This is a genomic window from Kitasatospora herbaricolor (assembly GCF_030813695.1).
GTDB classification, from domain to species: domain Bacteria; phylum Actinomycetota; class Actinomycetes; order Streptomycetales; family Streptomycetaceae; genus Kitasatospora; species Kitasatospora herbaricolor.
Genome location: NZ_JAUSVA010000002.1, coordinates 366,259 through 393,006, shown reverse-complemented (window position 1 = coordinate 393,006; position 26,748 = coordinate 366,259). Strand labels below are relative to the sequence as shown.

Annotated in this window: 18 protein-coding genes and 2 pseudogenes; 11 read left to right on the top strand and 9 right to left on the bottom strand. The window is 68.0% G+C overall.

Annotated features, from left to right (window positions below; translation table 11 throughout):
- Positions 1-246 precede the first annotated feature (246 nt).
- The 3 genes from J2S46_RS02130 to J2S46_RS02120 all read right to left on the bottom strand — a co-directional run bounded on the left by J2S46_RS02130 (position 247) and on the right by J2S46_RS02120 (position 2,910).
- Positions 247-1,431: an ROK family transcriptional regulator gene (locus tag J2S46_RS02130; protein ID WP_191293234.1), complete on the bottom strand. Its 1,185-nt coding sequence runs from the start codon at positions 1,429-1,431 to the stop codon at positions 247-249.
- A 443-nt stretch (positions 1,432-1,874) separates the two neighbouring features.
- Entirely contained in the window at positions 1,875-2,300 is a 426-nt protein-coding gene (locus J2S46_RS02125) for a hypothetical protein (RefSeq protein WP_191293235.1), read from the bottom strand.
- A gap of 166 nt (positions 2,301-2,466) precedes the next feature.
- Positions 2,467-2,910: a hypothetical protein gene (locus tag J2S46_RS02120; protein WP_191293236.1), complete on the bottom strand. Its 444-nt coding sequence runs from the start codon at positions 2,908-2,910 to the stop codon at positions 2,467-2,469.
- Positions 2,911-3,667: 757 nt separating this feature from the next.
- Here J2S46_RS02120 and J2S46_RS02115 point away from each other — a divergent pair.
- The 11 genes from J2S46_RS02115 to J2S46_RS02065 all read left to right on the top strand — a co-directional run bounded on the left by J2S46_RS02115 (position 3,668) and on the right by J2S46_RS02065 (position 18,226).
- On the top strand, positions 3,668-4,342 hold the full coding sequence (locus J2S46_RS02115; protein ID WP_191293237.1) for a type 1 glutamine amidotransferase: 675 nt from the start codon (positions 3,668-3,670) through the stop codon (positions 4,340-4,342).
- A 236-nt stretch (positions 4,343-4,578) separates the two neighbouring features.
- Positions 4,579-6,066, top strand: coding sequence for an aminotransferase class I/II-fold pyridoxal phosphate-dependent enzyme (locus J2S46_RS02110; protein ID WP_191293238.1), 1,488 nt, complete (start codon positions 4,579-4,581; stop codon positions 6,064-6,066).
- Positions 6,067-6,193: 127 nt separating this feature from the next.
- Positions 6,194-7,165 (top strand): LysR family transcriptional regulator, encoded by a 972-nt coding sequence (locus J2S46_RS02105; RefSeq protein ID WP_191293239.1) that lies wholly within the window; start codon positions 6,194-6,196, stop codon positions 7,163-7,165.
- Between the two features lie 57 nt (positions 7,166-7,222).
- Positions 7,223-8,170, top strand: a complete 948-nt coding sequence (locus tag J2S46_RS02100; protein ID WP_191293240.1) for an ABC transporter permease — start codon at positions 7,223-7,225, stop codon at positions 8,168-8,170.
- A 60-nt stretch (positions 8,171-8,230) separates the two neighbouring features.
- Positions 8,231-9,985 carry an ABC transporter substrate-binding protein gene (locus J2S46_RS02095; protein ID WP_191293241.1) on the top strand — a complete coding sequence of 585 codons (1,755 nt, stop codon included), beginning with the start codon at positions 8,231-8,233 and terminating at the stop codon, positions 9,983-9,985.
- A 116-nt stretch (positions 9,986-10,101) separates the two neighbouring features.
- Positions 10,102-11,079: an ABC transporter permease gene (locus J2S46_RS02090; protein WP_191293242.1), complete on the top strand. Its 978-nt coding sequence runs from the start codon at positions 10,102-10,104 to the stop codon at positions 11,077-11,079.
- Positions 11,076-12,095 carry an ABC transporter ATP-binding protein gene (locus J2S46_RS02085; RefSeq protein WP_191293243.1) on the top strand — a complete coding sequence of 340 codons (1,020 nt, stop codon included), beginning with the start codon at positions 11,076-11,078 and terminating at the stop codon, positions 12,093-12,095. The genes J2S46_RS02090 and J2S46_RS02085 overlap by 4 nt, the downstream gene beginning before the upstream one ends.
- Positions 12,092-13,126, top strand: a complete 1,035-nt coding sequence (locus tag J2S46_RS02080) for an ABC transporter ATP-binding protein (protein ID WP_191293244.1) — start codon at positions 12,092-12,094, stop codon at positions 13,124-13,126. The genes J2S46_RS02085 and J2S46_RS02080 overlap by 4 nt, the downstream gene beginning before the upstream one ends.
- 574 nt (positions 13,127-13,700) lie before the next feature.
- Positions 13,701-14,252, top strand: a complete 552-nt coding sequence (locus J2S46_RS02075; RefSeq protein WP_307352712.1) for an ATP-binding protein — start codon at positions 13,701-13,703, stop codon at positions 14,250-14,252.
- Between the two features lie 459 nt (positions 14,253-14,711).
- On the top strand, positions 14,712-16,235 hold the full coding sequence (locus J2S46_RS02070; protein ID WP_191293246.1) for an aminopeptidase P family protein: 1,524 nt from the start codon (positions 14,712-14,714) through the stop codon (positions 16,233-16,235).
- 815 nt (positions 16,236-17,050) lie between these two features.
- On the top strand, positions 17,051-18,226 hold the full coding sequence (locus J2S46_RS02065) for a potassium channel family protein (protein ID WP_307348385.1): 1,176 nt from the start codon (positions 17,051-17,053) through the stop codon (positions 18,224-18,226).
- Between the two features lie 63 nt (positions 18,227-18,289).
- On the opposite strand, the gene J2S46_RS02060 is transcribed toward J2S46_RS02065, so the two are convergent.
- From J2S46_RS02060 to J2S46_RS02035, 6 genes and pseudogenes are all read right to left on the bottom strand, one after another.
- Positions 18,290-19,336 carry a LacI family DNA-binding transcriptional regulator gene (locus tag J2S46_RS02060; RefSeq protein ID WP_191293248.1) on the bottom strand — a complete coding sequence of 349 codons (1,047 nt, stop codon included), beginning with the start codon at positions 19,334-19,336 and terminating at the stop codon, positions 18,290-18,292.
- Between the two features lie 201 nt (positions 19,337-19,537).
- Positions 19,538-21,508, bottom strand: coding sequence for a CocE/NonD family hydrolase (locus tag J2S46_RS02055; protein WP_191293249.1), 1,971 nt, complete (start codon positions 21,506-21,508; stop codon positions 19,538-19,540).
- Between the two features lie 402 nt (positions 21,509-21,910).
- Positions 21,911-22,913 (bottom strand): annotated as a pseudogene (locus J2S46_RS02050) (PhoH family protein); the annotation flags it as partial.
- Positions 22,914-22,938: 25 nt separating this feature from the next.
- Positions 22,939-24,021 carry an ISAs1 family transposase gene (locus J2S46_RS02045; RefSeq protein WP_307348380.1) on the bottom strand — a complete coding sequence of 361 codons (1,083 nt, stop codon included), beginning with the start codon at positions 24,019-24,021 and terminating at the stop codon, positions 22,939-22,941.
- Between the two features lie 211 nt (positions 24,022-24,232).
- Positions 24,233-24,442 (bottom strand): annotated as a pseudogene (locus J2S46_RS02040) (PhoH family protein); the annotation flags it as partial.
- 268 nt (positions 24,443-24,710) lie between these two features.
- The gene (locus J2S46_RS02035; RefSeq protein WP_191294780.1) at positions 24,711-26,669 is read right to left on the bottom strand and encodes a CocE/NonD family hydrolase; all 1,959 of its coding nucleotides are present in this window, start codon (positions 26,667-26,669) and stop codon (positions 24,711-24,713) included.
- Positions 26,670-26,748: the final 79 nt, after the last annotated feature.

Sequence of the window (26,748 nt, the reverse complement as noted above, 5' to 3'; positions counted from 1 at the left end):
CCGGTGACCAGCGGGGACGATCGTCGTATCTGGGATATACGTAGCAGTGTTCTGCAAGTATGCACCCAAATGTCTGGTTTCGGAAACAGGTGTATCGCCGACGGGGATTGTGGCGCCTGCAGCCGGCTGGGCGGCCCGTGGCCGGTCGGTGACTTGAGGGGACGCTCGGAGGGCGTTGTCGCCTGGGCCGATGAGGCGGCCTTACCGGCCTGCGGATCCTGCGGCCTCGGCGTGCCGGGTGTGCACTCAGGGGGCGGGACGCGGGTCCTTGTAGGCGGCGGCATTCAACTGCGGCTCGGGGCGCCGTCGGTCAGACACCGCCCCGCCCCGGTGAAGGCCGAAGAGTTCGGCGTCTACGCGTTCGAGAGCGAAGCGTACGGCGCCAAGGGCGACTCCGTCGACGCCCAATGGGGACATGGCGACCTCGGGAGGGTACAGGCACAGTTCGTCCAGGTGATGGCGGAGCGGATCCGCAAGCGTGTCCCCTGCCCGGGAGAAGCCCCCTGCCACCACTACCAGGCCAGGATTGACGGTGAGGATCATCGCGGCGGCGCCCTGAGCGAGCGTGCGGGCGAACCGGTCGACGCGCTCCAGTGCTTCAGGCTGACCCGTCCCGGCAGCGGCGATGACAGCTGCCACGTCGACATCCTCGCGCAATTCGGCCATCTCCTCGCCCAGCCAGCCGAGAATGGCGAGAGCGCCGATCTCCCCGGCCGCGCCGCCCTGACCTCGGTGCAGTCGGCCGGCAAGGATCATTCCCGCACCGCTGCGGTTCCCGGACAGAATGCAGATGACATCGTCGGACCCTTGCGCTGCGCCGATCCAGTGCTCGGCCACGGTAGCGAGGTTGGCATCGTTCTCCACGAAGGCTGGGCAGTCGAACCACGCGCTCGCCTCGGCGGCGAGATCCAGGTCGTTCCATTCGGGGATCGGCGTCGACAGTCGGACCCGGCCCGAATCGTCGATGATGGCCGGCATCCCGAGGGCGACGGCGTACATCCTGCGCCGGGGCACGCCCGCATCGTCCACGAAGGCGGATGCCGCCTCGTGCAGGTCTTGCAGCCGCTCTTCCCTGTCGCCGGCGCGCAGAGAGCTGTCGCGCCTGGCAAGGACAGTTCCGTCCAGGTCAGAGAGGAGCATCAACGCCCTGTCGACGCCGACGTCGATGCCCAGGACGTGGCCGACCTCCGCCCGGAAGCGGTAGCGGCGTGCAGGGCGGCCGAGGCCCGCCTCCGGAGGGGTCTCCTCAATCCATCCTTCCCTGGTCAGCTCGGTGATGACCGCGTCCACGGTCTGGCGGGACAGCGTCGCCGCGTGGCTGATCTGAGTCAGAGTCGCTGGTTCGGCGCCGCGAAGAACCCTCAGCACGGCTTGCACGTTCAGTCGGCGCAGCAGCGCGGGCTCGCCGCCGGTGAGCTGGTTGGATTGCATCGCGGCCTCACATCACCTCGGCACTGACGGGACGGCATTCGTCCCACCTTAACGCCGACAGTTATGTAAGAACCCAATCTAACATGTCGCGCCAGGGGATCGTCGGTTCCTCCGCGCGTCTCTACTTCGGTTGGCTGGCAGGGGTCGAGTGGAGATTCGCAGGCAGGGGGAACGCCGGCGTCTTGTTGGGAGCGCCCGTCGCGGCGGTGTGCCTGGACCGTGCTGTCAGGACCTAATTCTCGTCCTTCGGTGCCCGATCAGGAATCTGGATGTGAGCGCATGGCTGCCGTCCCATTCTCCGACGGGAGATCATGTGCATGGTTCCGCTGGTATCGACTACCCAGAGCGTGTCGCCAGCGCATTCCCGTCGCGCCATGCGGACGATCCCTGTGGAGCCGTCCGGCAAGGCCACCGTGCTTCCGACCCACTCGGACCACGCCGGATCAGAACTCCTGAGCATCGGCTACCTGTTTCGCTTCATGGCCGGCGCGCAGCGGGGAGTCGTCAGACCGCCTCTCGGGCACGGCCCGGCTTCGCCCGGGAAGGACGAAGAGCCTCGAGCAGCCCGCTGCCGACAACATGCCGGCCGTCCGGCGGGCCAGGACATCGTCGACCGAGAAGACCCACAGGCCCGGTATCAGGAGAACCCTGTGCCTGCCTGAGAGCACGCAATGGGTCAGTTCCTCCAGCATCGGGCGCCGGCCGGTGCTGAGACAGCCGTTGTCGAGGTAGATGACGGGCGAGGGGAGCCCCAGCCGGACGGCGAACCGGCGAAGTGCGTCGCGGTGGGGTGCCATCGCGTGCGGATCGCGCGGATAGCAGCGGAGGTACATGGCGGGGGAGAGATGCGCGGAGAGAGGAGTGGTCACAGTGGACCTCCAGATGGATGATGCTTCTGGGGTTCGCGCGCCCGGTAAACGGCACTGGTGCTACCGGCAAGGGTGCGTAGATTCGAAAGGACAGAGACCGAAGATGTTCTTCCTGCCGGGCTGGCAGGATTAGCGTTGTTCGGCTGGCCGTCCCTTCGGGGCTGTGTCAAAGGCGCCGGGAGGCCGGCAGCTCATTCCGGTGCTGCGCCGAGTCCGCGGTCACCGGGTGGTCGGCCAGGGCGACGGGGTGACGCTCCGGCAGTGCGATGATCTGGCAACCCAGCCGCGACAGACGGGCGCACCGTTGCTGCGCCTCTCGGTCGTGGATCGACAGCACCCACATCCCGGGGATCATTACGGTCGAGAACCGTCCATCGGCTACGTAGGCGATCAGCGCCTCCAATCGGGGCAGGTACTCGGAGGATGTGCGGCCGTTGTCGAAGAACAGGACCGGGGTGGGGAGCCCGAGCAGCCCGGCATACCGTTCGAGGGCGCTGACGTGTGATGCCATCTGCCACACGTCGACTGGGTAGCAGCGCAGATAGCTGGCCGTCGAGCGGTTCGAACAGCGATCGTGGTGGGATAGTCCATGGGTAGTGGTGATGATCATCGTTCTCAACTCCTCGACACAGAGTGAGGTTCTGCGAACAGTCGTTTGACCGCTATGAGTGGGCCGTCGACTAGTGACCGCCGCGACGGGAGAGGGGGGAGCGCCTCGAGTCCTCGGGCTGATCAGGTCTTTACGTAACACCAAGCTATATAGACCCCTGCGGCTCGTCAATGCCTTTGCGGAAGTTTGTTCCGTTAGTCCGGATCCTCCTGTATCCGCAGGTCCTGTCCGATGTCTCGGCGTCTGCTCCAAGCTGGCTGCGTAGCGCCACCGTCGCTGCGGCCCTGGCGGTTGAGGGGTGTGGTCACATACCGCTGCGTCTTCGGGCGGGCGGTGAGTACCGCTGACTACGAGGGTCAGTCCGACGTCGCCGGCGCTCGGGAGGCATGGGTGAACTGCCGCCTGTCCCGCATCCTCCTTCCGAGGCGGCTGCGCCGAGGCCCCATTGACACCGTCAAAACGTTTTGGGGATACTTCCCGCCCGTACCCCAAAACGTTTTGCGGGCCGGGAGAACCTTCTTCAAGGGGTTCCCATGATGTGCGCTCAGCAGGACGTAGTCCGCATCCGCCAGGGCATCGACACACCGGAGAAAGTGACGTGCGTTCCGGGAGCCGATCCCCCGTGGAAGGGCGCCCTCGTCCTTCCGTCCACAATCGAAGCAGGCCGTTTGTGACCGCGCCATACGAGCACACCCACCCCCGCGTCCTTGTCGTACAACACGAGGCCGAGTGTCCGCCCGGCCTGTGGGGCGGGTGGTTGGCGGAATGCCGCCTCAAGCTGGACGTCCTCCATCCCTACGCCGGCGACGAACTACCCGCCGGAGTCGGGCACTTCGACGGCCTACTCGTCCTGGGCGGTTCCCCCGGGCCCTGGGAGGACGACAAGTACCCGTGGCTTCCCGCCACCCGCGTGCTCCTGCGCCGAGGCGTCGAGGACGACGTCCCGACGTTTGGCATCTGTCTCGGCGCGGAACTCCTGATAGCGGCGTTCGGTGGCCGCGTCGAGCGACGCGCCACACCGCAGGTCGGCATCCACGCCCTCGAGGTCCTACCCGCCGCCGCCGGTGACCCGGTCTTCGCGGACACCCCCGACGACCCGCCTGCCGTGCTCTGGCACCAGGAGGAGATGACCGCCCTGCCCGAACACGCCGTTCCGCTCCTCACCGGTACCGAAGCTCCGAACCAGGCCTTTCGCCTTGGCCGCCACGCCTGGGGCACCCAGTTCCACCCCGAGGCAGACCGCCACATCATCAGCGAGTGGAGCCGCGACTCCGCCTTGCTGAAGCGATCGGGCAAGCAACCGCACGAAATCGTCTCCCAACTCGACGACACGCAGGCCGACGCCGCCCGGGCCTGGCGTCCGGCCGCCCATCGCTGGGCCGAGCTCGTCCGGCAACGATACGACCAGCGCAACACCGTCACTGCCCCCTGAGCAACCGTCCCCGGCCGATGCCGACACCAACCGCTGCCGTCCGTGCGGCCGCCGTGTGCACGCCCGAAAGCTCGTCGGCCGACAGCGGTCCGCCGACGCTCTGGAAACCGGCTTCCTCCCCCGCGCCCCGGACAGCCGCGGGGGAGGAAGCCACCCGACCGCAACCGCCGACCCGGACTCCGCCACGTTCACGGTGCGACGGACTCCACCCCACCACCAGCCCGAGGACCAGCCGTATGCTCTTCCCGCGCCCCCTCCGAGACCAGCACCGCGCACCGTACGCCGAAGCTGTCGAAGCCCACGCCCGACAGGACTGGCTCCGCCTCAACGTCCCCGGACACGCCGCCGACCCGACCGGCTCCGACCGGCTCGCCCACCTCATGGGCCAAACGCCGCTGCGGCTGGACGTTCCCCCCCTGGTGGAAGGCCTCGACCTCGGCGATCCCAACCCGATGGACGAGGCCCTGCAACTTGCGGCCGAGGCATGGGGGGCGCGCCGAACCTGGTTCCTGACCAACGGCGCCTCCCAGGGCAACCGCATCGCCACGCTCGCCGCCCGTTCCCTCGGCCGCACCCTGGTCGTCCAACGCAGCGTCCACTCGAGCGTCATCGACGGCTTGGTCCTCTCGGGTCTCAACGCCGCTTTCGTTCATCCCTCCGTCGACGCCGGCCTCGGCATCGCCCACGGCGTCACGCCCGCCGATCTCGCCCAGACCCTCGCGGCCCACCAGGACACCGCCGCCGCTCACGTTGTCACCCCGAGCTACTTCGGTGCGGTCGCCGATGTCCGGGGCCTCGCCGAAGCCGCGCACGCCGCCGGGGTCCCCCTGATCGTCGACGAGGCCTGGGGCTCACACTTCGGCTTCCACCCCGACCTCCCCTCCAACGCTCTAGACCACGGTGCCGACCTGGTGGTTTCCAGCACCCACAAGCTCACCGGCAGCCTCACCCAGTCCGCCATGCTCCACCTGGCCGACGGGGCCTTCGCCGACGTGCTGGAGCCGCTCATCCAGCGGGCCTTCCACCTCACCCAGTCCACCAGCGCGAGCGCGCTGCTGCTCGCCTCCTTGGACGTGGCCCGGCAGACCCTGGCCACGGGCCGCAAGCGCATCGCCGGCTCCATCGACGCCGCTGAGGACATTCGCCGGGCGATCCGATCCGCGGGCCGGTTCGCCGTCGTCAGCGACGACTTCGACCGCTTTCCCGACATCACCGCCTCCGATCCGCTACGCGTACCGATCGACACCCGCAGCGGCGGGATATCCGGCCACGAGGCCAGGCGCCGTCTGATGCGCGACCACCGCGTCATGGTTGAGGTCGCAACCGACTCAGCGGTGGTCGCGGTCATCGGCGCCTGCTCGGTCCCGCAGCCTGCCCGCTTCGTCGGGGCCCTCCACGCCCTCCCTGTACCCCTCGGTGAGCAGCCCATCCCCAGCCTCCTGCGTCTGCCGGCCCCGGGTCCCGTCCGCATGACCACTCGCCAGGCCTTCCTCGCCTCCAGCCGTACGGTTCGCGCACAGGAGGCGATCGGCCGCATCTCCGCCGATACCCTCGCCGCCTACCCGCCCGGAATCCCCAACATCCTTCCCGGGGAGGTGGTCACCGCCGAACTCGTCGACTTCTTCCACCGCACCGTGGCCGCCCCCAACGGTCATGTCCGGGGTGCGGCCGACCCCGGTGTGGTCACGATGCGAGTCGTCCGGGAGGGTCCGCTCCACCTCTGATACCGGCCGCCGACGCCCTCCCTCCCTGGCAGGCGCCTCCTCGGCCCTCGGAGTGGCGGGGGGAGTGCGGGAAAGATGTGTGCCGCACCCCTGTCGGGTGAATCCCGTATTGCCCTAGCCTGTGGCAATGCATCTCGAACTGCGCCATTTGCGCATTTTGCAGGCCGTGTCCGACCATGGGAGCCTTACGCGGGCCGCAGCCGCCCTGGGCGTATCACAACCGACGCTGAGCAAGCAGGTCCAAAGGATCGAGGACGAGCTCGGGGCGCCCATCTTCAGCCGGGGTCGTCAGGGGGCTCAGCCCACCTCGTTCGGTACCTTCGTCTTGGCTCGGACCAAGGCTGCGCTGACCAATGTCGACGAGATCCTCGCCTACCGCCCGAGGGCCGGCGGCTTGGCGCAGATCCGGTTCGGCGGCACGATGCCGCCGTGGGTGGGGGGCCTGCTGGACCGTTTGTCCGAACTCGCTCCCGATACCCATGTGACCGTCCACGCGGAGCGTGCGATCGGCTCGCTGGTGGAGATGGTCCTGGGTAGACGTTTGGACCTCGCGCTCGTCGCCGACTACCCGGGCCACCTCATGGAGCTGAAGCCCGAACTGGCGTGCGCGGTCGTGGCGATCGAGCCCGTGTTCGTCGCGGTGTGCGCACAACACCCGCTGGCCCGGGAACTGTACATCGACCTACGCGAGCTGGCTGGCGAGGCGTGGGTGGTACCTCACTCCGATGGAATGGGATGGCCGGAGCATCTTCACGATGAATGTGCCACGGCGGGCTTCCATCCCAACGGCCGCTACCGGCTCTCCGACACCCAGCTCCGCAGGGAACTGGTCGCCACCGGACGGGCGGTCACCGCCTGCCAAGCGTCGTTCAGAGGCGACGAGAACGTCGTGGTCAAGCCACTCAAAGACGATCCCCTGTGGATGCGCCACCTCCTGCTGTGGCGTCGGGACAGCGCGCTCGCCCCCTACGGCCAGGAGCTCGTCCAGACGGCCATGACCGCTCATCAGCAGGCGATGCGGGAGTCGCCGGCGTACAGCGGATGGGTGCGCCGTCACTCCGGGGCACTGCCCGGTGATGACCTGTTTCATAGCCTCTAGGGGCTATGGAAGTTTGACAGTTCCCCCAGCATGAACGCGGTGTGAATATCACGGGGTATGAGAACCGCTCAGCTCCGAACACCCGGTCGCCTGGCCTGGGAACGATTCCGCGACGACCGCACTGGAGTCATTTGTGCTGCCGTCGTACTGACTATCTTCGTGCTCGGGATCGGCGCGCCGATCGTCTCGGTCCTGTACGGTCACGACCCGTACACGCTGTACGGGCAGGAACACCAAGGGCTGCTGAACGATTTCGGTTATCCCGTCAAGGCCAACGGTGGGATCGACGGAGAGTTCTGGCTCGGCGTCGAGCCCGAGTTCGGTCGCGATGTTCTCATGCAGCTGCTGTACGGGATCCGCACATCTCTCCTGATCGCCACGGCAGTTGTGCTCATCGTCACCGTGATCGGCACGTTGGCCGGAGTGGGCGCTGGATATTTCGGCGGCAAGGTCGACTTCGTCATCAGTCGTGTGATAGATGTCGCACTGGCGTTCCCGGCCACACTTTTCTTCCTCGCCTTCACGCCGCTCATCCTCGCGGCATTCGTCGCGGACGACGAGAACGCCTCCACCGGTCTTCGCGTCGCCTCCCTCATCATCGCGCTTTCGTTGTTCAGCTGGACGAAAACCGCCCGGTTGCTGCGGGGGCAGGTGCTCGGACTCCGTGAACGGGAGTTCGTAAAAGCGGCCAAGGTCGCCGGCTGCAGTCCTTGGCGCATCATGACCAAGGAGCTCCTGCCTAACCTCTGGACGCCGATCCTCGTCACCGTCACCCTCGAGGTGCCGATGATGGTCACGACCGAGGCCGCGCTCTCCTATCTCGGTGTCGGCATCGTCGAGCCCACCCCCGACTGGGGCCGGATGATCAAAAACGGTGCCTCCCACTACCTGAACGACATCACCTTCATGGCCGTCCCCGGCCTGGCGATGCTCGTCTTCGTCGTCGCCTTCAACCTGCTCGGCGACTCCGTCCGCGACGCGCTCGATCCCAAGTCCGCGCACTGATCAAGCCACGCGACCGGTCCGCACCGGTCGCGTCACCCTCCACGCCCCCAAGGAAGCACCATGACCTCACGTACCCACAGACGCGCCGCTGCTCTGTTCGTCGCCACCCTCATGCTCTCAGCCTGTAGCGCGGCGGGCGGTTCCGGGGCGGACAAGGCTGGCGGGGCCTCAACCCCCGTCCCCCCGGTCATCGAGACGCTGGGCAACGCGGCTGATTCCACCGGGCCGGCGGTGCCGGTGCAGGGGGCGAAGAGCGGCGGTACCGTCACGGTCCTGCAGAGCGCGGACTTCTCCCACCTCGACCCCGCCCGGGTGTACTCCACCGACGCCGGCACGGCGTCCCTCCTGATCACCCGCAGCCTTACCAAGACCAAGTTCATCGGCAACAGGGGCGTCTTGGTCGGAGATCTGGCAACGGACACGGGAACGGCGTCGGACGGCGGAAAGACGTGGACCTTTACCCTGAAGAGCGGCCTGAAGTTCGATGACGGCACTGAAGTCACCGCGGAGCACGTGAAGTACGGCATCGAGCGGTCCTACGACAAGAGCAAGGCCGGCGGACCGAACTACGTTCAGACCGCGCTGTCGGGGGCGGACTACGCGAATGCCTACCCTGGCCCCGCCGCAGGTCAGTCGCTCCCTGACAGCGTCCTGGAGGCCAAGGGTAGGACGGTGGTTTTCCACCTCAAGGAAGCCCACGCGGACTTCCCCTTCTCCGTCTCCTGGCCCAGCACCGCGCCGGTCCAGCAGAGCAAGGACGGCAAGGACTACGACCGTTCCCCTCAGTCCACCGGTCCGTACAAGATCACCCACCACGACGACACTTCCATGGTGATGGAGCGCAACCAGTACTGGGACGCCTCCACCGACCCGCTGCGGCACAACTACCCCGACTCCTGGAAGTTCGAGTTCGGCGTGGAGGCGCAGCAGGCGTCGCAGCGCATCGTCGCGCAGTCCGGTTCGGACAAGAATGCGCTCTCTTTCACGAACCAGATCCACTCCTCCTTCGTCCCGCAGTCGCAGACGGACTCCGAACTGCAGGCACGCACCATCTCGGGCATGACGCCGTATGTCCGGTACTTCAACATCAACACCAGTCGGGTGACCGATCTTGAGGTCCGTAAGGCGCTGCTCACCGCCTTCCCGAGGCAGCAGGTGCGCCAGGTCTACGGTGGCGCCACCTACGGTGAGTTCGGCTCCACGATCCTCTCGCCCTCCACGATCGGCTTCCAGTCCTACAACCTTTTCCCCGACGTGCCGACGAACGGTGACGCGGCCGGTGCGAAGCGGATCCTGGAGAAGGCAGGCAAGACCGGCACCAAGATCGTCTATGCCTACACGCAGGACGACAACGGTGAGAAGGGTGCCCTCTTGATCGCCGACGCCTTGCAGAAGGCTGGCTTCGAGGTCGTCAAGAAGCCCATCGACCGCACCAGTTACCTGGACGCGATCATCAAGAAGGACAACGGCTTCGACCTCTACAACGCTGGCTGGGCCGCTGACTCCCCCACCGGGGCGGGTACGATTCCGGCGCTCTTCGACTCGTCCAACGCCGACGGCTCGTACAACTACTCGAAGTTGAACGACCCGGCCGTCGACGCCGAGATCAAGCGGGTCGGCCAGCTGGCCGACCTGAACGAGCAGGCAGCCGCATGGGCCGCACTCGACAAGAAGATCATGGAGCAGGTGCCCGTCATCCCCTTCGTCAACACCCGGTCCACCATTCTCACCGGATCGAACATCGGGGGTGCCTTCATCGCCCCGACCAGCAGCGCTCTGTCCCCGCTGAACATCTACATCAAGAGCGGCAGCTGAGCGACCACGAGACAGCCGGCCGGTCGTGGCAGGGTGATGCTCCCGAACCCGCGCGACCGGCTGGCCCCTTCCTCAGGCTCCCCGCCCAGCAGCGAACGCCGAAGGCGATTGATCCCATGGCCCTCTTCCTCCTGCGCCGGCTGTTCAGTGCCGCCGCGATCCTCCTCCTCATCACCGGGGTGACCTTCTTCCTCTTCTTCCAGATCCCCCGCGATCCGGCCCGCCTGGCCTGCGGTCAGCTCTGTACACCCGAAAGCCTCGCCACGATCCGCCACACCATGGGGATCGACCAACCGGTCCTCGTCCAGTTCTGGGACTACGTGAGCGGCATCTTCGTTGGACGCACCATCGGGGACATCCCGTGCCCCGCGCCCTGCCTGGGCTATTCCTATGTCGACCAGCGGCCCGTCCTGGACATCCTCGCTGCCCGTTTCCCCGCCACCCTCTCCGTCGTGGTGGGCGTCGTCGCCACCTTCCTCGTCTTCGGCATCGGCGCAGGCATGCTCGCGGCCTGGCGGCGCGGCACCTGGCTGGACAAGACGGTCTCCGGGTTCGCTCTGGTCGGCGCGGCCGTGCAGATCTACTGGCTCGGCATCGTGGCTACCTACGTCCTCGTCGACCAGAGCGCACTGCTGCCCCGCCCGCGGTACGTGCCCCTTGGGCAGGACCCCGGCGCATGGTTCGGTGGCCTGCTACTGCCGTGGGCGGTGTGCGCGATCATCTACATCGCCGGCTACTCCCGCTACACCAGGTCCTCGATGATCGACACGCTCGGGGAGGAGTACGTGCGCACAGCGCTCGCCAAAGGCCTGTCCCAGCGCACGGTGTTCTTCAAGTACGCCTTTCGCGGCGCTCTCACCCCGATCGTGACCCTGCTCGGTCTCGATCTCGGCGTGCTGTTCGGCGGGGCGCTCATCACAGAGACGACCTTCAATATCCCCGGCATCGGCCAGCTGGCCGTGAGGTCCGTGACCAACCAGGACCTCCCTTCGATGATGGCCGTCACCCTGGTCGCCGCGGCGGCCCTGGTGTTCTTCACCGTCGTTGTTGACATCGCCTACGCCGTCATCGACCCCCGGGTGCGTGCTTCATGAGTGCTCTCCTGTCCATCACGGACCTGTCCGTGAAGTTCGCGACCAAGGACGGCGAGGTCACGGCCGTGGACGGGCTCTCCTTCGACCTCGCGCGCGGCCGGACCCTCGCCATCGTCGGTGAGTCCGGCTCCGGGAAGTCCGTCACCTCGCTGTCCGTACTCGGCCTGCACGACCCGCGCAGGACGAGTGTCTCCGGTTCAATCCGCCTCGACGGTGAAGAGCTCGTCGGTGCTACGGAGAAGAAGCTGCGGAGTGTCCGCGGCCGGCGTGTGTCGATGATCTTCCAGGATCCCCTCACGGCGCTCGCCCCTCATTACACCGTCGGCGAGCAGCTTTCCGACGCATACCGCCGGCACATGGGCGCATCGAGGGCTGCGGCCCGGGACCGGACCGTTGAGATGCTCGCGCGCGTCGGCATCCCCCAGCCGAAGCTCAGGGCCCAGAGCTACCCGCACCAGTTCTCCGGGGGCATGCGTCAGCGCGCGATGATCGCTATGGCCCTCATGTGCGAACCGGATGTCCTCATCGCGGACGAACCGACCACCGCACTGGATGTCACGGTGCAGGCTCAGATCCTCGACCTTTTCAACGAGATCCAGCAGGATCTGGGCACCGCCATCCTCATTATCACCCATGACCTCGGAGTGGTCGCGGAGGTCGCGGACGACGTCATGGTGATGTACGCGGGCCGCGCGGTCGAGCGCGGCACAGTCACGAAGGTCCTGCAGAGCCCACGGCACCCGTACACCAGCGGTCTGCTCGGGTCGGTGCCCCGTCTCGACTCGGACCCGGAGGCCGACCTGCCCCCCATCGAGGGGTTTCCCCCTGATCTGCGCAACCTGCCGCCCGGCTGCCTGTTCGCCCCCCGCTGCCGGTACACCCACCTCGTCGGCCCAGCCTGCGAGGAACAACGTCCGGCCCTGGACGTCGGCGGCCACTCTGCCGCCTGCCACCTGCCCGGCAGCATTCAACTGCACCTTCACTCGGACCAGCTCACCGCCCGGAGTTCCACATGACCGAGCCCGACGCGCCTCTGCTGGAAGTCCGGGGCCTCACCAAGCACTTCCGCACCCAGCGATCGATCGTCCAGGCCGTGAACGACGTGAGCTTCACGCTCGACGAGGGAGAGTCACTCGGCCTGGTCGGTGAATCCGGGTGCGGCAAGTCGACCACCGGCCAGCTCCTGGCGCGACTCCTCGATCCCACCTCCGGTCAGGTGTTCTACCGGGGGCGGGACATTACACGGGCCTCCCGCCGCCAGCTCGTACCCGTTCGTTCCGAAATCCAGATGATCTTCCAGGACCCCTACTCCTCCTTGAATCCCCGGCAGACCATCCGTCAGATCATCTCCATGCCGATGGAGGTCAACGGTGTTCTGTCGCCCCGAGGCCGCCGAGAAAGGGTCGACGAACTTCTCGAACTCGTCGGATTGCGGGCCGAACACGCCAACCGTTTCCCGTTCGAGTTCTCGGGGGGCCAACGCCAGCGCGTCGGCATCGCACGAGCCCTGGCCGTGGACCCGAAGCTCATCATCGCCGATGAGCCGGTCTCCGCCCTGGACGTCTCCGTCCAGGCACAGGTCGTCAACCTCATGAGGCGTCTGCGTCGTGAACTCGGCATCGCCTTCGTGTTCATCGCACATGACCTGGCCGTTGTACGGAACTTCTCCCAGCGGATCGCCGTGATGTACCTCGGCAGCATCGTCGAGATCGCCGACCGGGACAGTCTCTACACCGACCCCCGCCACCCCTACACCCACGCCTTGCTCTCCGCGGTACCGGATACGGATCCCAATGCGGCCGAGCGCCGCCGGGGCGGCCGGATCCGATTGACCGGTGACGTGCCGAGCCCGGCCGACCCGCCTTCGGGCTGCCGGTTCCGCACCAGGTGCTGGAAGGCACAGGACCGGTGTGCGACGGAGGTGCCGAAGCTCACCACTTCTGCGGTCGGACACCTGACCGCCTGCCACTTCCCCCACGTTGCGCCACTCGACGCCGGCCCGACCGTGGAGTTCCGGGACGGCCGAGACTCGCCGATCGGCCGCTGAGGCCGAGCGCGCAGTCGCGCTCAGATCCGGACAGCCCGGCATCCGCACACGCGGATGCCGGGCTGTCCCTCGTTCCCGAATTCACTTCGGGTTATGGAAAATCGGCAGTGCCGTCGGAGTTCATTTACCTGCAACACTCCCGATTATGAGATGTATCACCACCGGACACCTGGGCGCTGTGGCCTCTGGAATGCCGTGCGCGTCGCCCGTTACGGCCGAGCCACCGCCATCGGCCCCGCGTCGGCGCGGTTCATCATGAACGTGAACGGTGTCAGCCGCGAAGAGCCCCGTCTGCGGCACGGCCGACGCCGTCCCCCTCTCGGTGAACGTCCGGGCCACCGTCGACAAGGGACCGGTCGGAACGGCATGCAGGGTGCCCAGGCCATGGTGGTCAGCCCCGACACCCGGGAGGTGATCCGGGCCTAGAGGCGCAAGGGACGACCGCCCAGGGGACTCCGCCCCGGGCAGCCGTGGGCGTCTTCGGGCCTTACCGCAGCGGTGCCGTCAGAAACCCTTGGCCACCCCCTTCCTGCCGGTCGGCCCGACGCCCCACGACGAACAGCATCTGGAGACCATGATGAGCCCCGCCACCGCTTCCCGCCGGTCACCGACCCAATGCCGTCCGAGCCAAAATGCTCCGCTGACAGCCGCGACCGCGATGGACCCTGCGGCCCGACCGCCCTCCACATACCCGGTCGAGCCTCTCAGCCGAGAGTGCGGGCACGACCACGAGTGCCGGATCGTCGCCTTCGAACTGCTCGCGACCCCCAGGATGGCTCACCTGGTCCGGCGGTGGGCCACCGCCCTTCTCGGGGACTGGGACGTGGCGACGGACGAAGCCGGCGTCGTCCTGGGCGAGCTGACCGCTAACGCCGTCGCTCACGGGGGACAGAGGATGACGGTGCGCGTGCACCGCCACCACGACACCACGGAGATCGAGGTCACGGACACCGGATCGGACCAGGTGCTGCCCGACCTCCTCGTCCAGGGCCGACCCGACGACGACACCGATGCGCTCCATGGACGCGGCCTTCCCATCGTCCGCTGCCTCTCCTACCACATGAGCCTCACTCGACTGCCCGACGGCTCGACACGGGCGCTCGCGATCCTGAAGGACGCCCCGTGAAGGCGCATGCTGTTGCCCGTGACCGTTCGGCAACGTCTTGAAGCACTCCGCTGCCGACCGGCGTGGTCCGGTCCAGCGAAATGCCCCGTCGTCCATCGGCCACCGGTAGCTCCCGCCATCCGGGCCGCACGCGAACGGTCAGAATTCGTGCCAGGCGGCCGTCCGATACCGCTATGGGTATGTGGCATGGGTATTTTGGCCTGCTTTGGTGTGATCGAACAGATACCACCACTTGGCGTGACGGTCGGCCTGTCGTTACCGTAACGGCATCGCGACCGGCTGGCTCCCCGAAGTCCCGGTCCTGCGTTCGATCCCCACGGCAGAAATTCACCCGCCTCGTCCACGTGCGCACGAGGGTCGTTCCAAGCTCGGTCGAGCAGGTGACCCACGCCCCTCGGAGCCACCGGAATTCCGCCTGCTTGCGAACGTTCGAGGCCCCTCACGAAGGACGGATCCGCTATGCCCGAGGAAGTTGTAGAGGATTTCGCTACTAGCCGCCCTGCGGACGGCGAAAGCGATCCGGAAACCCCAGTGGAAGAAAAATCCGGGCGGCGCAAGAACGGTCTTTTCGGCGAGGCGTCCCGAGAGCTGACGGAGAACATGCGAAAGGGCTGGGCCGTTCCTCCGGCCCGCCCCCCGGCCCTGACAGCCCAGGCGGCGCACACGGCATGCCGAAGGGCGGCGTTGTCCGCCCGGTTCCCGAACGAACGGCTGGTCGTTCCGGCCGGTCACCGCAAGCGCCGTTCGAACGACACCAATTTCCGCTTCCGGGCGGCGACCGAGTACGTCCACCTGACCGGTGACCAGACCGAAGGCGGTGTACTGGTCCTGGAGCCCCTTCCCGGGGGCGGCCATGAGCACATCCTTTACCTGACGCCGCCCTCCGACCGCGAGAGCGGCGAGTTCTGGCTCGACTCCGCGGCGGGTGAGCTGTGGACCGGGCCCCGCATGAGCCTCGCGGAGAACGAAGCCAGGCTGGGCATTACGTGCCGGGACCGGCGAACCCTACGGGAACACGTCGTGCGGGATTCGGTTCCGGTGAGGGCGGTCCATGGACACGACACCCTCATCGACGCCAGCCTGGCCGAGCGCACCGTCCCCGCGTACAACGAGGAGCTGATCGTCCATCTCAGTGAACTTCGGCTGCTGAAAGACGAGTTCGAAGTCGGTGAATTGCAAAAGGCCGTGAACTCCACCGTCCGCGGCTTCGAGGACGTCGTCAGGGCCCTCGGGCGCGCCCAGGTCACCAGCGAGCGCTACGTCGAGGGCACCTTCTCCCTGCGCGCACGTGTGGAGGGCAACGACGTCGGCTACCACCCGATCTGCGCCTCGGGACCGAACGCCTGCACCCTGCACTGGACCCGCAACGACGGGGCGGTCCGCGCCGGCGACCTGCTCCTGCTGGACGCCGGCGTGGAGACGCACAGCCTCTACACGGCCGACCTCACGCGGACGCTGCCCGTCGCCGGCGCCTTCGGAGAGATGCAGCGCCGTGTCTACGACGCGGTCTTCGACGCCCAGGAGGCCGGGATCGCGGCGATCAGGCCCGGCGCCCGCTACCGCGACGTGCACGACGCCGCCCAGCGGGTGCTGGCCCAGAGGCTCGTCGCCTGGGGAATCCTGGAGGGGCCGGTCGAGCGGGTCCTCGCCTGCGACCTGCAACGCCGATGGACCCTGCACGGCACCGGGCACATGCTTGGGATGGACGTCCACGACTGCGCCGCAGCGCGGACCGAGGCCTACGTGGACGCGACCCTCCGACCCGGCATGTGCCTGACCGTCGAGCCGGGACTCTACTTCCAGTCGGGCGACCTGACTGTTCCCAAGGCGTACCGCGGCATCGGTGTCCGCATCGAGGACGACATCCTGGTCACCGCCGACGGCCATCGGAACATGTCGTCCGCGCTGCCCCGCAGGGCGGACCACGTCGAGGCGTGGATGGCCGAGCTGCGAGGGCCCCTGGGCGCCGGCAACCCTCGCTGAGCAGGGGTGCCACGCTCCGCCGAGGGAGCCGTGCGCGCCGCCTGAGCGGCCAACCCGGCACCCGGCGTTTCGTTCCCGGTGGGGCCTGTCCTGCAGCCCCACCCCACGCCCGGACCCGCTCGTTCCGCCGTCCCGCGATGCGGGGCGCCCCGCGGCACCGAGCTGGTCGGGTCCGACGTCTGAGGGGGTGGTCCGCACCATCACCGATGGTGCGGACCACACCTGTGCTGCCCTTCGGTCCCCGTCCGGGGCGGGCGGAGCCGGCCCCGGACAACGCAGCTGTGAAGTCGTCGGCCAATCGCACGGCTCCGAGGCTGGAGACGTGAGGCCCCCGGCGGGCGGCCACTGGTGACGCCCCGCTTCCACCACAGGGGGCGGTACTCTTCGGAGCCGTCAGGCGCGGTCGCACAGCCTATGGAAATTTGGCATTACCGTCGGCGGCCCTGCCTCGACAGCATTCCATACGTGAGATACCGCACCAGTCGGGAGCCGAAGCCCCAGGAGTACGGGGCAGCAGCGGGCCGTAGACCTGGGCCGGTCGGTCCTATCGTCGAATCCGGGGCTACGAAGCGGACAGCGAGGCACACGCCGAGACTTCCGTCGCACCGTTGCAGCAGGTTGAGGACTGAACTGACACCATGAAGGAATCCCCCGCCCCCAACGGCACCCGTTCCTTCGTCGTCATCGGGGAGACCAACCTGGCACGCCGGGTGTGTGCCTCGTTGCGCGAAGGCCGGCACGCTGTCCAGCACCTCGCACACCCCGGTGACGAGGACCTCCGCGCCGCCGTATCGACAGGGCCCGCGGGAATCGCGGTGCTGCTCCACGAGGACGCCGCAGCCCTGCGGTACGCGCTGGCCGTCGCCCACATGACCACGCGCATACCCACGGTCGTCACGATCTTCGACCGGACGATGGCGGACGAGCTGCTGCGCCTGCTCCCGCACTGCGACGTCACCTCGCCTGCGGACCTGGTCGCTCCGGCCTTGGCCGGACCCTGTGTCGATGCGGAACTCGCTGCTCTGCACCGCCATGGTCCTCGGGCACGGGCGGTCTGGGCTGCCGGCACAGTCCCTGTCACCGGATGGTGGCAGCCGGAGCGCATCCGCTGGCGTCCTCGGCTGAGCAGGCTGACCGGCCAGCTGCGTCCGCACGACGCAGGCACGCGGATCATGCTCGCGGGCATGACCGGCATGCTCGCGGCGTTGCTCGGCGACTGGGCGTGGCTGCTCACCCTCGGTCACCATGGCGCCGAGGCACTCTTCGACGCCGCCCGCGTGGTCGCCACCGTCGGCCCGGCGGCAGCCCCAGCCGACTCCACCGTCTACCAGGTTGTGTCCAGCGTGGTCATGCTCAGCACGGTCGTCTTCAGCGCGATGTTCACCGCAGGGGTCGTCGACCGGATGCTGAGCCCCCGACTCGTCGACCTGATCGGGCCCCGTACCGTACCCCGGTCAGGGCACGTGATCGTCGTCGGCATGGGCCAGGTCGGGCTGCGGTTGTGCGGGGAACTGAGGCGCCTGGGTGTCCCCGTCGTCGGTGTGGAACGGGATCCGCACGCTCCGAACGTTCGGCTCGCCCGGTCACTGGGCATACCGGTGATGGCAGGACACGGCGGCGACCGGGCGGTACTCGAACGGCTGCATCTGGATCGGGCCAGGGCCCTGGCCGCAGTCGGCTCCGACGACCTCGACAACATCGCCGTCGCCATCACCGCGCACGGGGTTTCGCCCGGGACGAGGATCGTGCTGCGCGCCGGCGAGCACGAGGCGATAGCCGAAACCCGTTCGCTCCTGCCGCTGGGGACCATCCGTGACGTCACCAGCCTGGCAGCCGCGTACGTACTGGCCCGTCTGTCGGGGAAGCCTGCCACCGGTGTCGTCGCCCACCGTCACGGCACGTTCGTGGAGTCCCCGGAAGAGGGCCTCACGGCATGGCCGCTCGCGGCCCGGGAGGGATGCTCGCACATCGACGTCGTAGCCTCGGCGTGATGGGCCGGGCCTTCCTCATCGCGGACCGGAGGACCACGGCGGCCGCCGTCTGTAAGGACGAGGTCAGGCCCGGCCACGCATGGGCGTAGGGTCGGACCTCCTGGTCGACCCGCCGGGGACTAGCCTGCTGGGAAGCGTCAACGCGTCGGGGCTGGCTCCACCGAGCACGTCGATGAGCATGCCGGCACAAGCGGAGCCGGTCTGGCGCGGGTCGAGGGAGAGCATGGTGAGCGGGGGGCGGGCGCCGGGCTCGGCCTCGCCCATGGCGGCCACCATGAGGTCGCGGGGGATGGCGAGGCCCTGCTCGGCGGCGGCCTCCAGGACTGCCTGCCCGTAGGTCTCGTTCAGGGCGTAGACGGCGTCGGGGCGGCCGGTGAGCAGGCGGCGGGCGGTGTCGAGGGCGCGCTCGCCGGGGCGCACCCTCTCCGCTGGGGTGGGCACGGAGTGTCGCTCGCCCCAGTCCGCGTGTGCCGCGTCACTGCTGAGCGTGTACGAGTCGAACTCGGGGCCGGTGAGCAGGCCGATGGAGCGGGCACCGCCGGCGTGCAGATGGTCCATGACCTGCTCGATCCCGCCTGCGATGTCGCTCTCGACGTACGGGAGCGCGACATGTGGTTCGAGGGGACGGCCGTCGGTGACCACGGCTAGACCGCGGCGCAAGGCCTCGGCGACGACGGGGTCGTCGGCGACGGGGTCGACCACGATGAGCCCGTCCATGGGAACCCGGGTCCACAGGTCTCCTCGGGGACCGGCGGGGACGACGGTCAGGGCGTAGTCGCGGTCGACGGCCTCGAGCATGGCGCCGGCGGTGAAGGCCGCGTAGTAGGGGCGGTAGGTGCGCTCCCAAGGTTCCGAGCTGCGGTGGCCGGCGACGAGGCCCAGGATTCCGGTGCGACCAGAGAGCAACGCCTGCGCCACACGGTTCGGGCGGTAGCCCAGGCGCTCCGCAGCGTCCCGGACCAGCTCCTGGGCATGGGCACTGACCTGGCCCTTTCCGTTGAGAGCGTGCGAAACGGTGGTGATCGAGAGCCCCGCTGCGCGGGCGACCTCCTTGATGCCGACCGCACGGGCGGGCTTGCCACCGGCGTTCGTCCCGGCCGGGTCCGTCATCGGGTCCGGTCCCTTCTCGTCGGTGCACTACGGCTCCCATGTGGCCTTTCGGCGGCGGGCCCTTGGTGCTCAAAACCTTTTCGGTGGAGCATAGCCGACCCTCCGCCGGGTTCGAGGCTGCCCGGTGAGCTCCGCCGGTCCGAGCTGTCCCCGACTGGAGCGGATGCCCGGAGCACTTTCTGCTCCGGGCATCCGCTCATGTCACTTCGATATGCGTCGGACTCCGAACGCCTCGGTTCCGGCCTTTACGGGGAGGGTGACCGAGCTGAGTTCCGTGAGGACGGTGAGCTTGGTGGTCTCGCTTCCCGACGTGCCGACGAAACGTGGGTTGTTGTAGCCGTGGTCCGAGGCTACGAGGACCACGCCGAGCCGGTGGCCCGCGGCGACGGTGTACTCGGTGGGCTGGCCGTTCCATTTGATTGTGAACGGCACACCGTCGGTGACCACGTTGGAGTTGTAGAGGCTGGACTGGTTCCTCGCGTCGGCCCATCCGCGGGAGATCACCCGGAAGGTGGGGTGGATGGCGGAGCGGGTGAAGGTTGTGGTGTAGGGATCGGCGCAGCCGTCGTTGGTGCCGGCCGAGATACCGTCGCACAAGGTGTTCCGGCCGCTGGTGGAGCCGGTGTATGCCCAGTAGCCGCTCCAGCCCTTCGCCTCGAACCCGTAGTCGACCAGGAGGGCGGTCAGGAACGGGGTGGTCCCCTGGAGGGAGGCGTTGACGGTGAAGGAGGGGATGCCCTGAAGGGTGACGGGCTGGCTCAGCTTGGGAGTGATGTAGGCGAGTGAGTCCGCATTGCTCGCTCCGTTGGCGTCCATCACCCTTTCGGTGGCGACAGTGTCGCCCTTGTCGGTCATGGACTGGGCAGCCGAGGGTGCACTGCCCGTGGTGAGGGAGCCGCTCGCATGCAGCTTGAGCTGCACGTCGGTGGTTCCGGGGGCGGGCCAGGAACTCTGTGTGGTCCAGGTGCTGAGGTCTTGTTGCTGGACGTCGACCTTTGGCTCGGCCATGATCCCGTTCAGTTTCTGGTCGTACAGCCAGTAGTCGTACCAGCGGTGCATCTGTCGGACGTACTCGTCCCGGCGGAGCTGGTAGGGCCGCATGTGGCCACCCTGGAAGGTCCAGAGCTTGCTCGGGACCCCGGCGCCCTGGAGCGCCCGCCAGTAGGAGATCATGGCCTCTGGGCGGACGGTTTCGTCCAGCATGCCCTGAATGATGAAGACACTGGCCGTCACCTTGTTCGTGTCGGCGGCGTAGTTGCGCTCGTCCCAGAAGCCGTTCCGGTCGCCGCTGGGGCGGTCGAGCTTGGCGGTGACGTCGGACGCGATGATGGCATTGCAGGCGTTGTGGTTCGGGCCGGTGTTGTTGTCGGCGGCGAGGTTGTCTATGTCGTAGCCGGTTCCCCCGACACCGTCCTCCGCGACGGTGGCACCGTTCGAGCGGGGGTAGAGGTACCAGTCCGCGATACCCGCGACGGACACGACGGTCTTCAGCCCCGCGACGCCCGACGCCGCGCCCGCGATGGACAGTGCACCGTTGTACGACTTGCCCTTGAGGCCGACGTTCCCGCTGGACCAGCCCGATGCTGTTACGGGCAGGTCGGTGGTGGCGTCGACGGCGACCGCTCGGCCATTGAGCCAGTCCACGGCCGCCTTGACGCCGGCCTGCTCGGCACGGCTTCCCGGGAGGGGACAGCCGGTGGAGCCTCCGCTGCCCAGGGCGTCCAGGTCCGCGACGGCGTAACCGCGCGGAACGAAGTAGTTGTCGAACCACGACTCCCACGTCATGTCCGTGAGGTCCGCCTTGGAGGGGCGAGGTTCGCCGAAGTCCGCGTCCGCAGGTGGCTGGACCACCATGGGGTCCTCGATGACCTGCGTTCCGGCGGGGGTGCCGTCGACGGCGAAGACGTTCTCGTGGAGGGGGAGACTGGGAGTGTGGTACTTGTTGTAGGGGCTCGGCTCGATGATCGTGGGGATCTTGGTGCCGGCGGGCGTGTTCGGTCGCTTGAGCCGAAGCTGCACCGTGTCGGCCTTGCCGTCGCGGTCGGTGTCGACGATGTGTCCGTCGGCATCGGGGACAGTGATGTTGACGGTGAGGTAGATGGCGTCGGACATGCCGTAGATCGGCTGCGTCTCGTTGTTGACCAGGAGTCGGACGGGGGCCTGGGCGGCCACGGGTGATGCGTTGGTGACCGTCAGTAACGCCATTAGGGCGCAGGCGGCCGCGACTCGGAGGAGTCTTGTGGGGGATGCCATGCACCGTAGTGTGGCAAGTGAACAGAGGCCGTCGGAATTGCCAACTTTCCATAGTCTGCGAGCTTTTCGGATTCGAGGTGGGGCGCTCGCTTCCGCCGCCGCGGTCCCAGGCCCAGGTGGGAAGTTCGTTGAGGTGGTCGGACCAGTCCCGTCGCACTGGCACGCGGGCACCGCATTGATCAGGCGTTCTACCCGGTCAGCCGGGGCCTACGCTCTGAGCATGTCCGGTCGCGACCGGCCGCTCGGCCGCACCCGCTTCCCTGTCTCTCCATCGACCCCGGCGCGTGTTCTGCCGGTCCACGTCGGTGCTGGCCGTGTTCTTCAGACCTCCGGATCCTCCAGCATCTCGGTGACGAGGGCGGCGATGGGGGAGCGTTCGGAGCGGGTGGGGGTGATGTGGGCGATCAGCGGATGGCCCTTCAGCTTCTCGACGACGGCGCCGTCGTGGCGGCCCACTCTGAGGTTGTCGCGCTGGGCGACGTCGTGGGTGAGGACGACGCGGGAGCCCTGGCCGATCCGGGAGAGGACGGTGAGGAGCACGTTGCGCTCCAGGGACTGGGCCTCGTCGACGATCACGAAGGCGTCGTGGAGGGAGCGGCCGCGGATGTGGGTGAGGGGCAGGACCTCCAGCATGCCGCGGGAGATGACCTCTTCGATGACGTCGGGGCTGGTGACGGCGGAGAGGGTGTCGAAGACGGCCTGGGCCCAGGGGCTCATCTTCTCGGACTCGGAGCCGGGCAGGTAGCCGAGTTCCTGGCCGCCGACGGCGTAGAGGGGTCGGAAGACCATGACCTTGCGGTGCTGCTGGCGTTCCAGGACGGCTTCGAGGCCGGCGCAGAGGGCGAGGGCGGACTTGCCGGTGCCGGCGCGTCCGCCCATGGAGACGATGCCGACCTCGGGGTCGAGGAGCAGGTCGAGGGCGACGCGTTGTTCGGCGCTGCGTCCGCGCAGGCCGAAGGCTTCGCGGTCGCCGCGGACCAGGCGGACGCGGCCGTCGCCGGCGACGCGGCCCAGGGCCCCGGCCTCGTTCGGAGGTGAGGACGAGTCCGGTGTGGACGGGGAGGTCCTGGACGCCGTCGACCTCGACGGTGTGGTCGTGGCCGGCGCCGAAGAGGGCGTCGACCTGGTCGCCGGTGACGTGGAGTTCGGACATGCCGGTCCAGCCGGAGGTGGCGGCGAGTTCGGCGCGGTACTCCTCGGCGAGCAGGCCGACGGAGCTGGCCTTGATGCGCAGGGGGAGGTCCTTGGAGACGACGGTGACGTCGTAGCCCTCGGCCTGGAGGTTGCGGGCGACGGCGAGGATGCGGGTGTCCGCCTCGCCGACCAGGGCTGATTCATAGTCGTCGTGGTTACGGGTTGTTGCTGTTCAGGGCAGGTTGAGTAGGTCGAGGGGGCGACTGTGGGGCACGTACGAGACCTCGCGCAGCCGCGATGCTGCGGTGCCCGGCCCGACGGAGGGTGTCGATGGCAAGGTTGCGAAGGGTGGCCATGTTCTCCGGGCCATGCCCCGTGCGGATCTTGGAGGCATCCTCGGCGAAGGTGGTGTCGCGTACGAAGTGGAGCCGGTTTTCGATGGTCCACTGCGAGCGGGAGAGCTGCGCGACCTTCCGAGGGGATGCCTGCTGGGCCGTCAGGTCGGTGACGGCGTAGACGGTCTGGCGGGTGACCTTGCCCGTGCGGACGTCGGTTCGGTGACGCAGGATCTTCGCGGCCTGGACCACGTGGGGGAAGTCCAGGTGGAGATCGGTGACGGTAAGGACGCGGGTGGAGCGGGTCTCGCGGCGCCCGTGGCCGCGCTCGCGGTCGTAGCGCCGGGCCCGTACCTGGCACCAGGGCAGGGACCGAAGAGCGGCGTGCAGTCGGGGCTGGTTGCCCTTGACCAGCAGCAGGTAGTGCGCGTTCTTGTCCTCGACCAGGTAGCGGGCGTGCTCGCGCTGGGTGTGCAGGGCGTCGGCGGTGACGGTCACGCCTGCCAGATCGAAGGGGGCCAGCAGGCGGGCGAAGCCGGTGACCTCGTTGGTCTTGGCCGGAACCCGCAGCTGGGTGACGGTGTTCCCGGCCCCGCTGACGGCCGCGAGCAGGTGGGCGGCGGCCAGCGTCTCGGTGCGCGAGCCGCGCGCGGTCTTGCCGTCCACGGCCACCGTGTCGGCCCCGCCTGGAGCCGTGCCGAGCAGGTCAGCCAGGCCGCCAGGGCACACCAGGATCAGCACGCGGCGAAGGGTGGAGGTGGACGGCGGCGTACGGACTCCGAGCGGCCCGTGGGCGCGGGTGCCGAGACGGGCAAGGGTGTGCTGGGGAGCGTGACGGGCCCACTGGCCGATCGCAAGATGGGAGCGGGCGCCGGCCAGGACTGCGCAGGCGGCCGTCAGCAGCACCGGGGTCAGCTCGTGGCGTCGTCCGCGACGGTCGCGCGGATCGGGCAGAGCCGTCAACCGATCTGTCAACATGGACAGTTCACGCGCGGCGAGGCTGGGCGACTTGATTAGGCAGACAGTGGCAGACTGACGGCACATCGAGGCTCCGGTGGCACAGGGCGACTTTGGTCGGTCACCCCGTCAACCGGAGCCTCGATGTGTACGTGACGGTCCCTGCGGGCCCATCACCCATCCGTGACCTGCACTGACGTCCCCTGGCCGGACTATGCATCAGGCCTGCCTCGCCGACGCTGATGCGGTAGCCGCCCGGCAGTATCGACGTGTCCGAGTGGTTGAGTTCCACCCGGATTGTGCGGCCGAGTTCGCCCACCGGGATCGGCTCGTCGAGGCGGCCGTGCCGGATCCGGTAGTCGTCGAGCAGGCGCAGTGCCTGGCGGGCGAAGTAGCCCAGATCAGGGTGGTGCCGCTGGCGCCTCAGAAGCGGTCTGGGAGAGGCGGAGCTGGTCGCGGGTGGGTCCGTCTCTCCTCGGCCTCGACCGGACGACGAATCGGTCTCGCGGAATCGGGTGGAGAACTCTCGCCTGTTTCCAGGGTCCAACTTCCAGAGCACGTTGAAACGGCTGCCGGTCAGTGACGGCCATGTGCCTGATTTTCCGTCAGGGAAGTGCGGATGAAAGCCAGCAGTGGCGGGCGGCTGTCCGGCGGAGGGGGTCGCCGGACAGCCGCCCTGGGGTGCTGTTGGGGGTTCACCCGGGGAGTGCGGTCTTGCCTGACTTCACGGGCAGTGTCACGGAGCTGGTCTCGGTGCCGATGGACAGGGTCGTGGACTGCTTGCCGTTCTCGCCGACGTAGTGCGGAGTGTTCCTGCTGTCCACGGGGAGGAGGACGAGGCCGATCCGGTGGCCCTGGGGGACGGTGGCCTCTATCGGCTGGCCATCCCACTTGTACAGCCGGTAGGCGTCCTCCGGCACCACGACCTGCGCCTTCAGGTCCAGAGTGCCCGGGGCGGCGTAGTTGCGAGTGTCGAGCCAACCCCGGGAGATCACACGGGGGCGGGAGCCCTCGTCCCCGACGTCGACCACCAGTGCGTTCAGGTAGGGGGAGGCGCCCTGGGTCTTTGCCACCACCGAGAAGGAGGGAGTGCCTTCGAGTGTGACCGACTTGTTCAGGACGGGAGTGAGGTATTTCAGGGTGGCCTGGTTGAGGTCCATGTAGTCGCTGTTGGTGAGAGCGTTGTAGGCAACAGGGCCCGTCACTGCTGGTTCGGTATTCTGAGTCATCGAATCGACTTTGCTGTTCGCCCAATTGGCGCCGGCGGCCAGGGAGCGGGCTGTCTTGGTGTTGTCGATGCGCGTCGAGAGTGTGACCGCGCCCGCGCCATCGGGAGCGTCCGCGGCAAGCGCCGGCCAAACTGCCTGGGTGGTCCAGGTGAGGTCGGACTGCTGGACGTCGACCCTGGGTTCCGCCGTGATCCCGTTCGGGAGGTCGTAGAGGTAGTGGTCATACCACAAGCGCAGCTGCCTCAGGAACTCAACTTGGCGGGTGACGTACGGCGTCTCGTGCTGGGCCTGAGTGATCCAGAGCTTGCTCTCGACTCCCCACGCCTGCAGGGCATTCCAGTAGAGGGTGGCGTTCTCCGGCCGGACGGTGGTGTCCTTTATGCCCTGAACGACGAAGACGCTGGCGTTGGGCCTATTCTCGAGGCCCGTCGTGTAGTCGCGTTCGTCCCAGAAGGCGTTCCGGTCCCCGGTGTCACGCTCCAGCCTGTCCGTGATGCTGGAGGTGATCCTATCGCCGCACGGTGAGGGGCCGTTGTTGTACTCAGAGGCGAGGTTGTCCAGGTCCCACCCGGCGTAGCCCGTTCCGGCGGCGCCGACGACGGCGCCGTTGGAGCGTACGTACCTGTACCAGTCGGCGATACCGGCTTCAGTGACGATGGTCTTCAGGCCGGTAACGCCGGAGGCCGCGCCCTCGATCGACAGCGCGCCGTTGTAGGACAGGCCCTGGAGGGCGGCCTTCCCGTTGGACCAGTCCGCTGCCGTGACCACCAGGCCGGCGTCGTCGACACCGGCCGCGCGGCCGTTCAGCCAGTCGATGGCGGCGACGACGCCGGCCTGCTCGCTCTTACTGCCCACGCCGATGCAACCCTCGGAGTGGCCGGTGCCGAGCGCGTCGAGTTCGGCGACCGCGTATCCGCGGGGGACGAACTCGTCGTCGAGGTATCGTTCGCTGGTCATGTGAGTCCAGGTCTCGGCCGGCGCCGCCCTGTACACATCGTCGTCGTTGCGGGCTGGGTGATCGATGGCGGGGGGCACCAGAGGCGCCTGAAGCTGCGGCGGCGTGCCGTCCGAGTTCAGTTTGGCCGGGTGCTGTTTAATGCCGCTGCGCATGGTGCCGTTGTAGATGCTCGGCTCGATGATCGTCGGGACCCGGACGTCGGCGTCTCCCCTGCCGGCGGTGTCCGGTCGTTTGATGCGGAGCTGGACCTTGTCGTTTCTGCCGTCGCCGTCGGTGTCGACCCTGGTCGTGATGTTCACCGTCAGCGTGAGTGCGTCGGCCAGGGGGTAGCGCGCCGTGGTCTGGTTGTTCTGGACATTGGGCGGAGCGACCGCCTGGGCGGGCGTCGGGTTCACCACGGCCGGGAGGCACGCGAGCAGCGTTCCGGAGACCGTGAGCCCGAGGAGTCTTGCGGGGAGGCTTCTCATGGCCGGAGTATTGCGGCCGCGTGAAGGCCCGCGTCAATGCCAGATTTCCATAACTCAAGGGACGTGCCGAAGGGCAGCT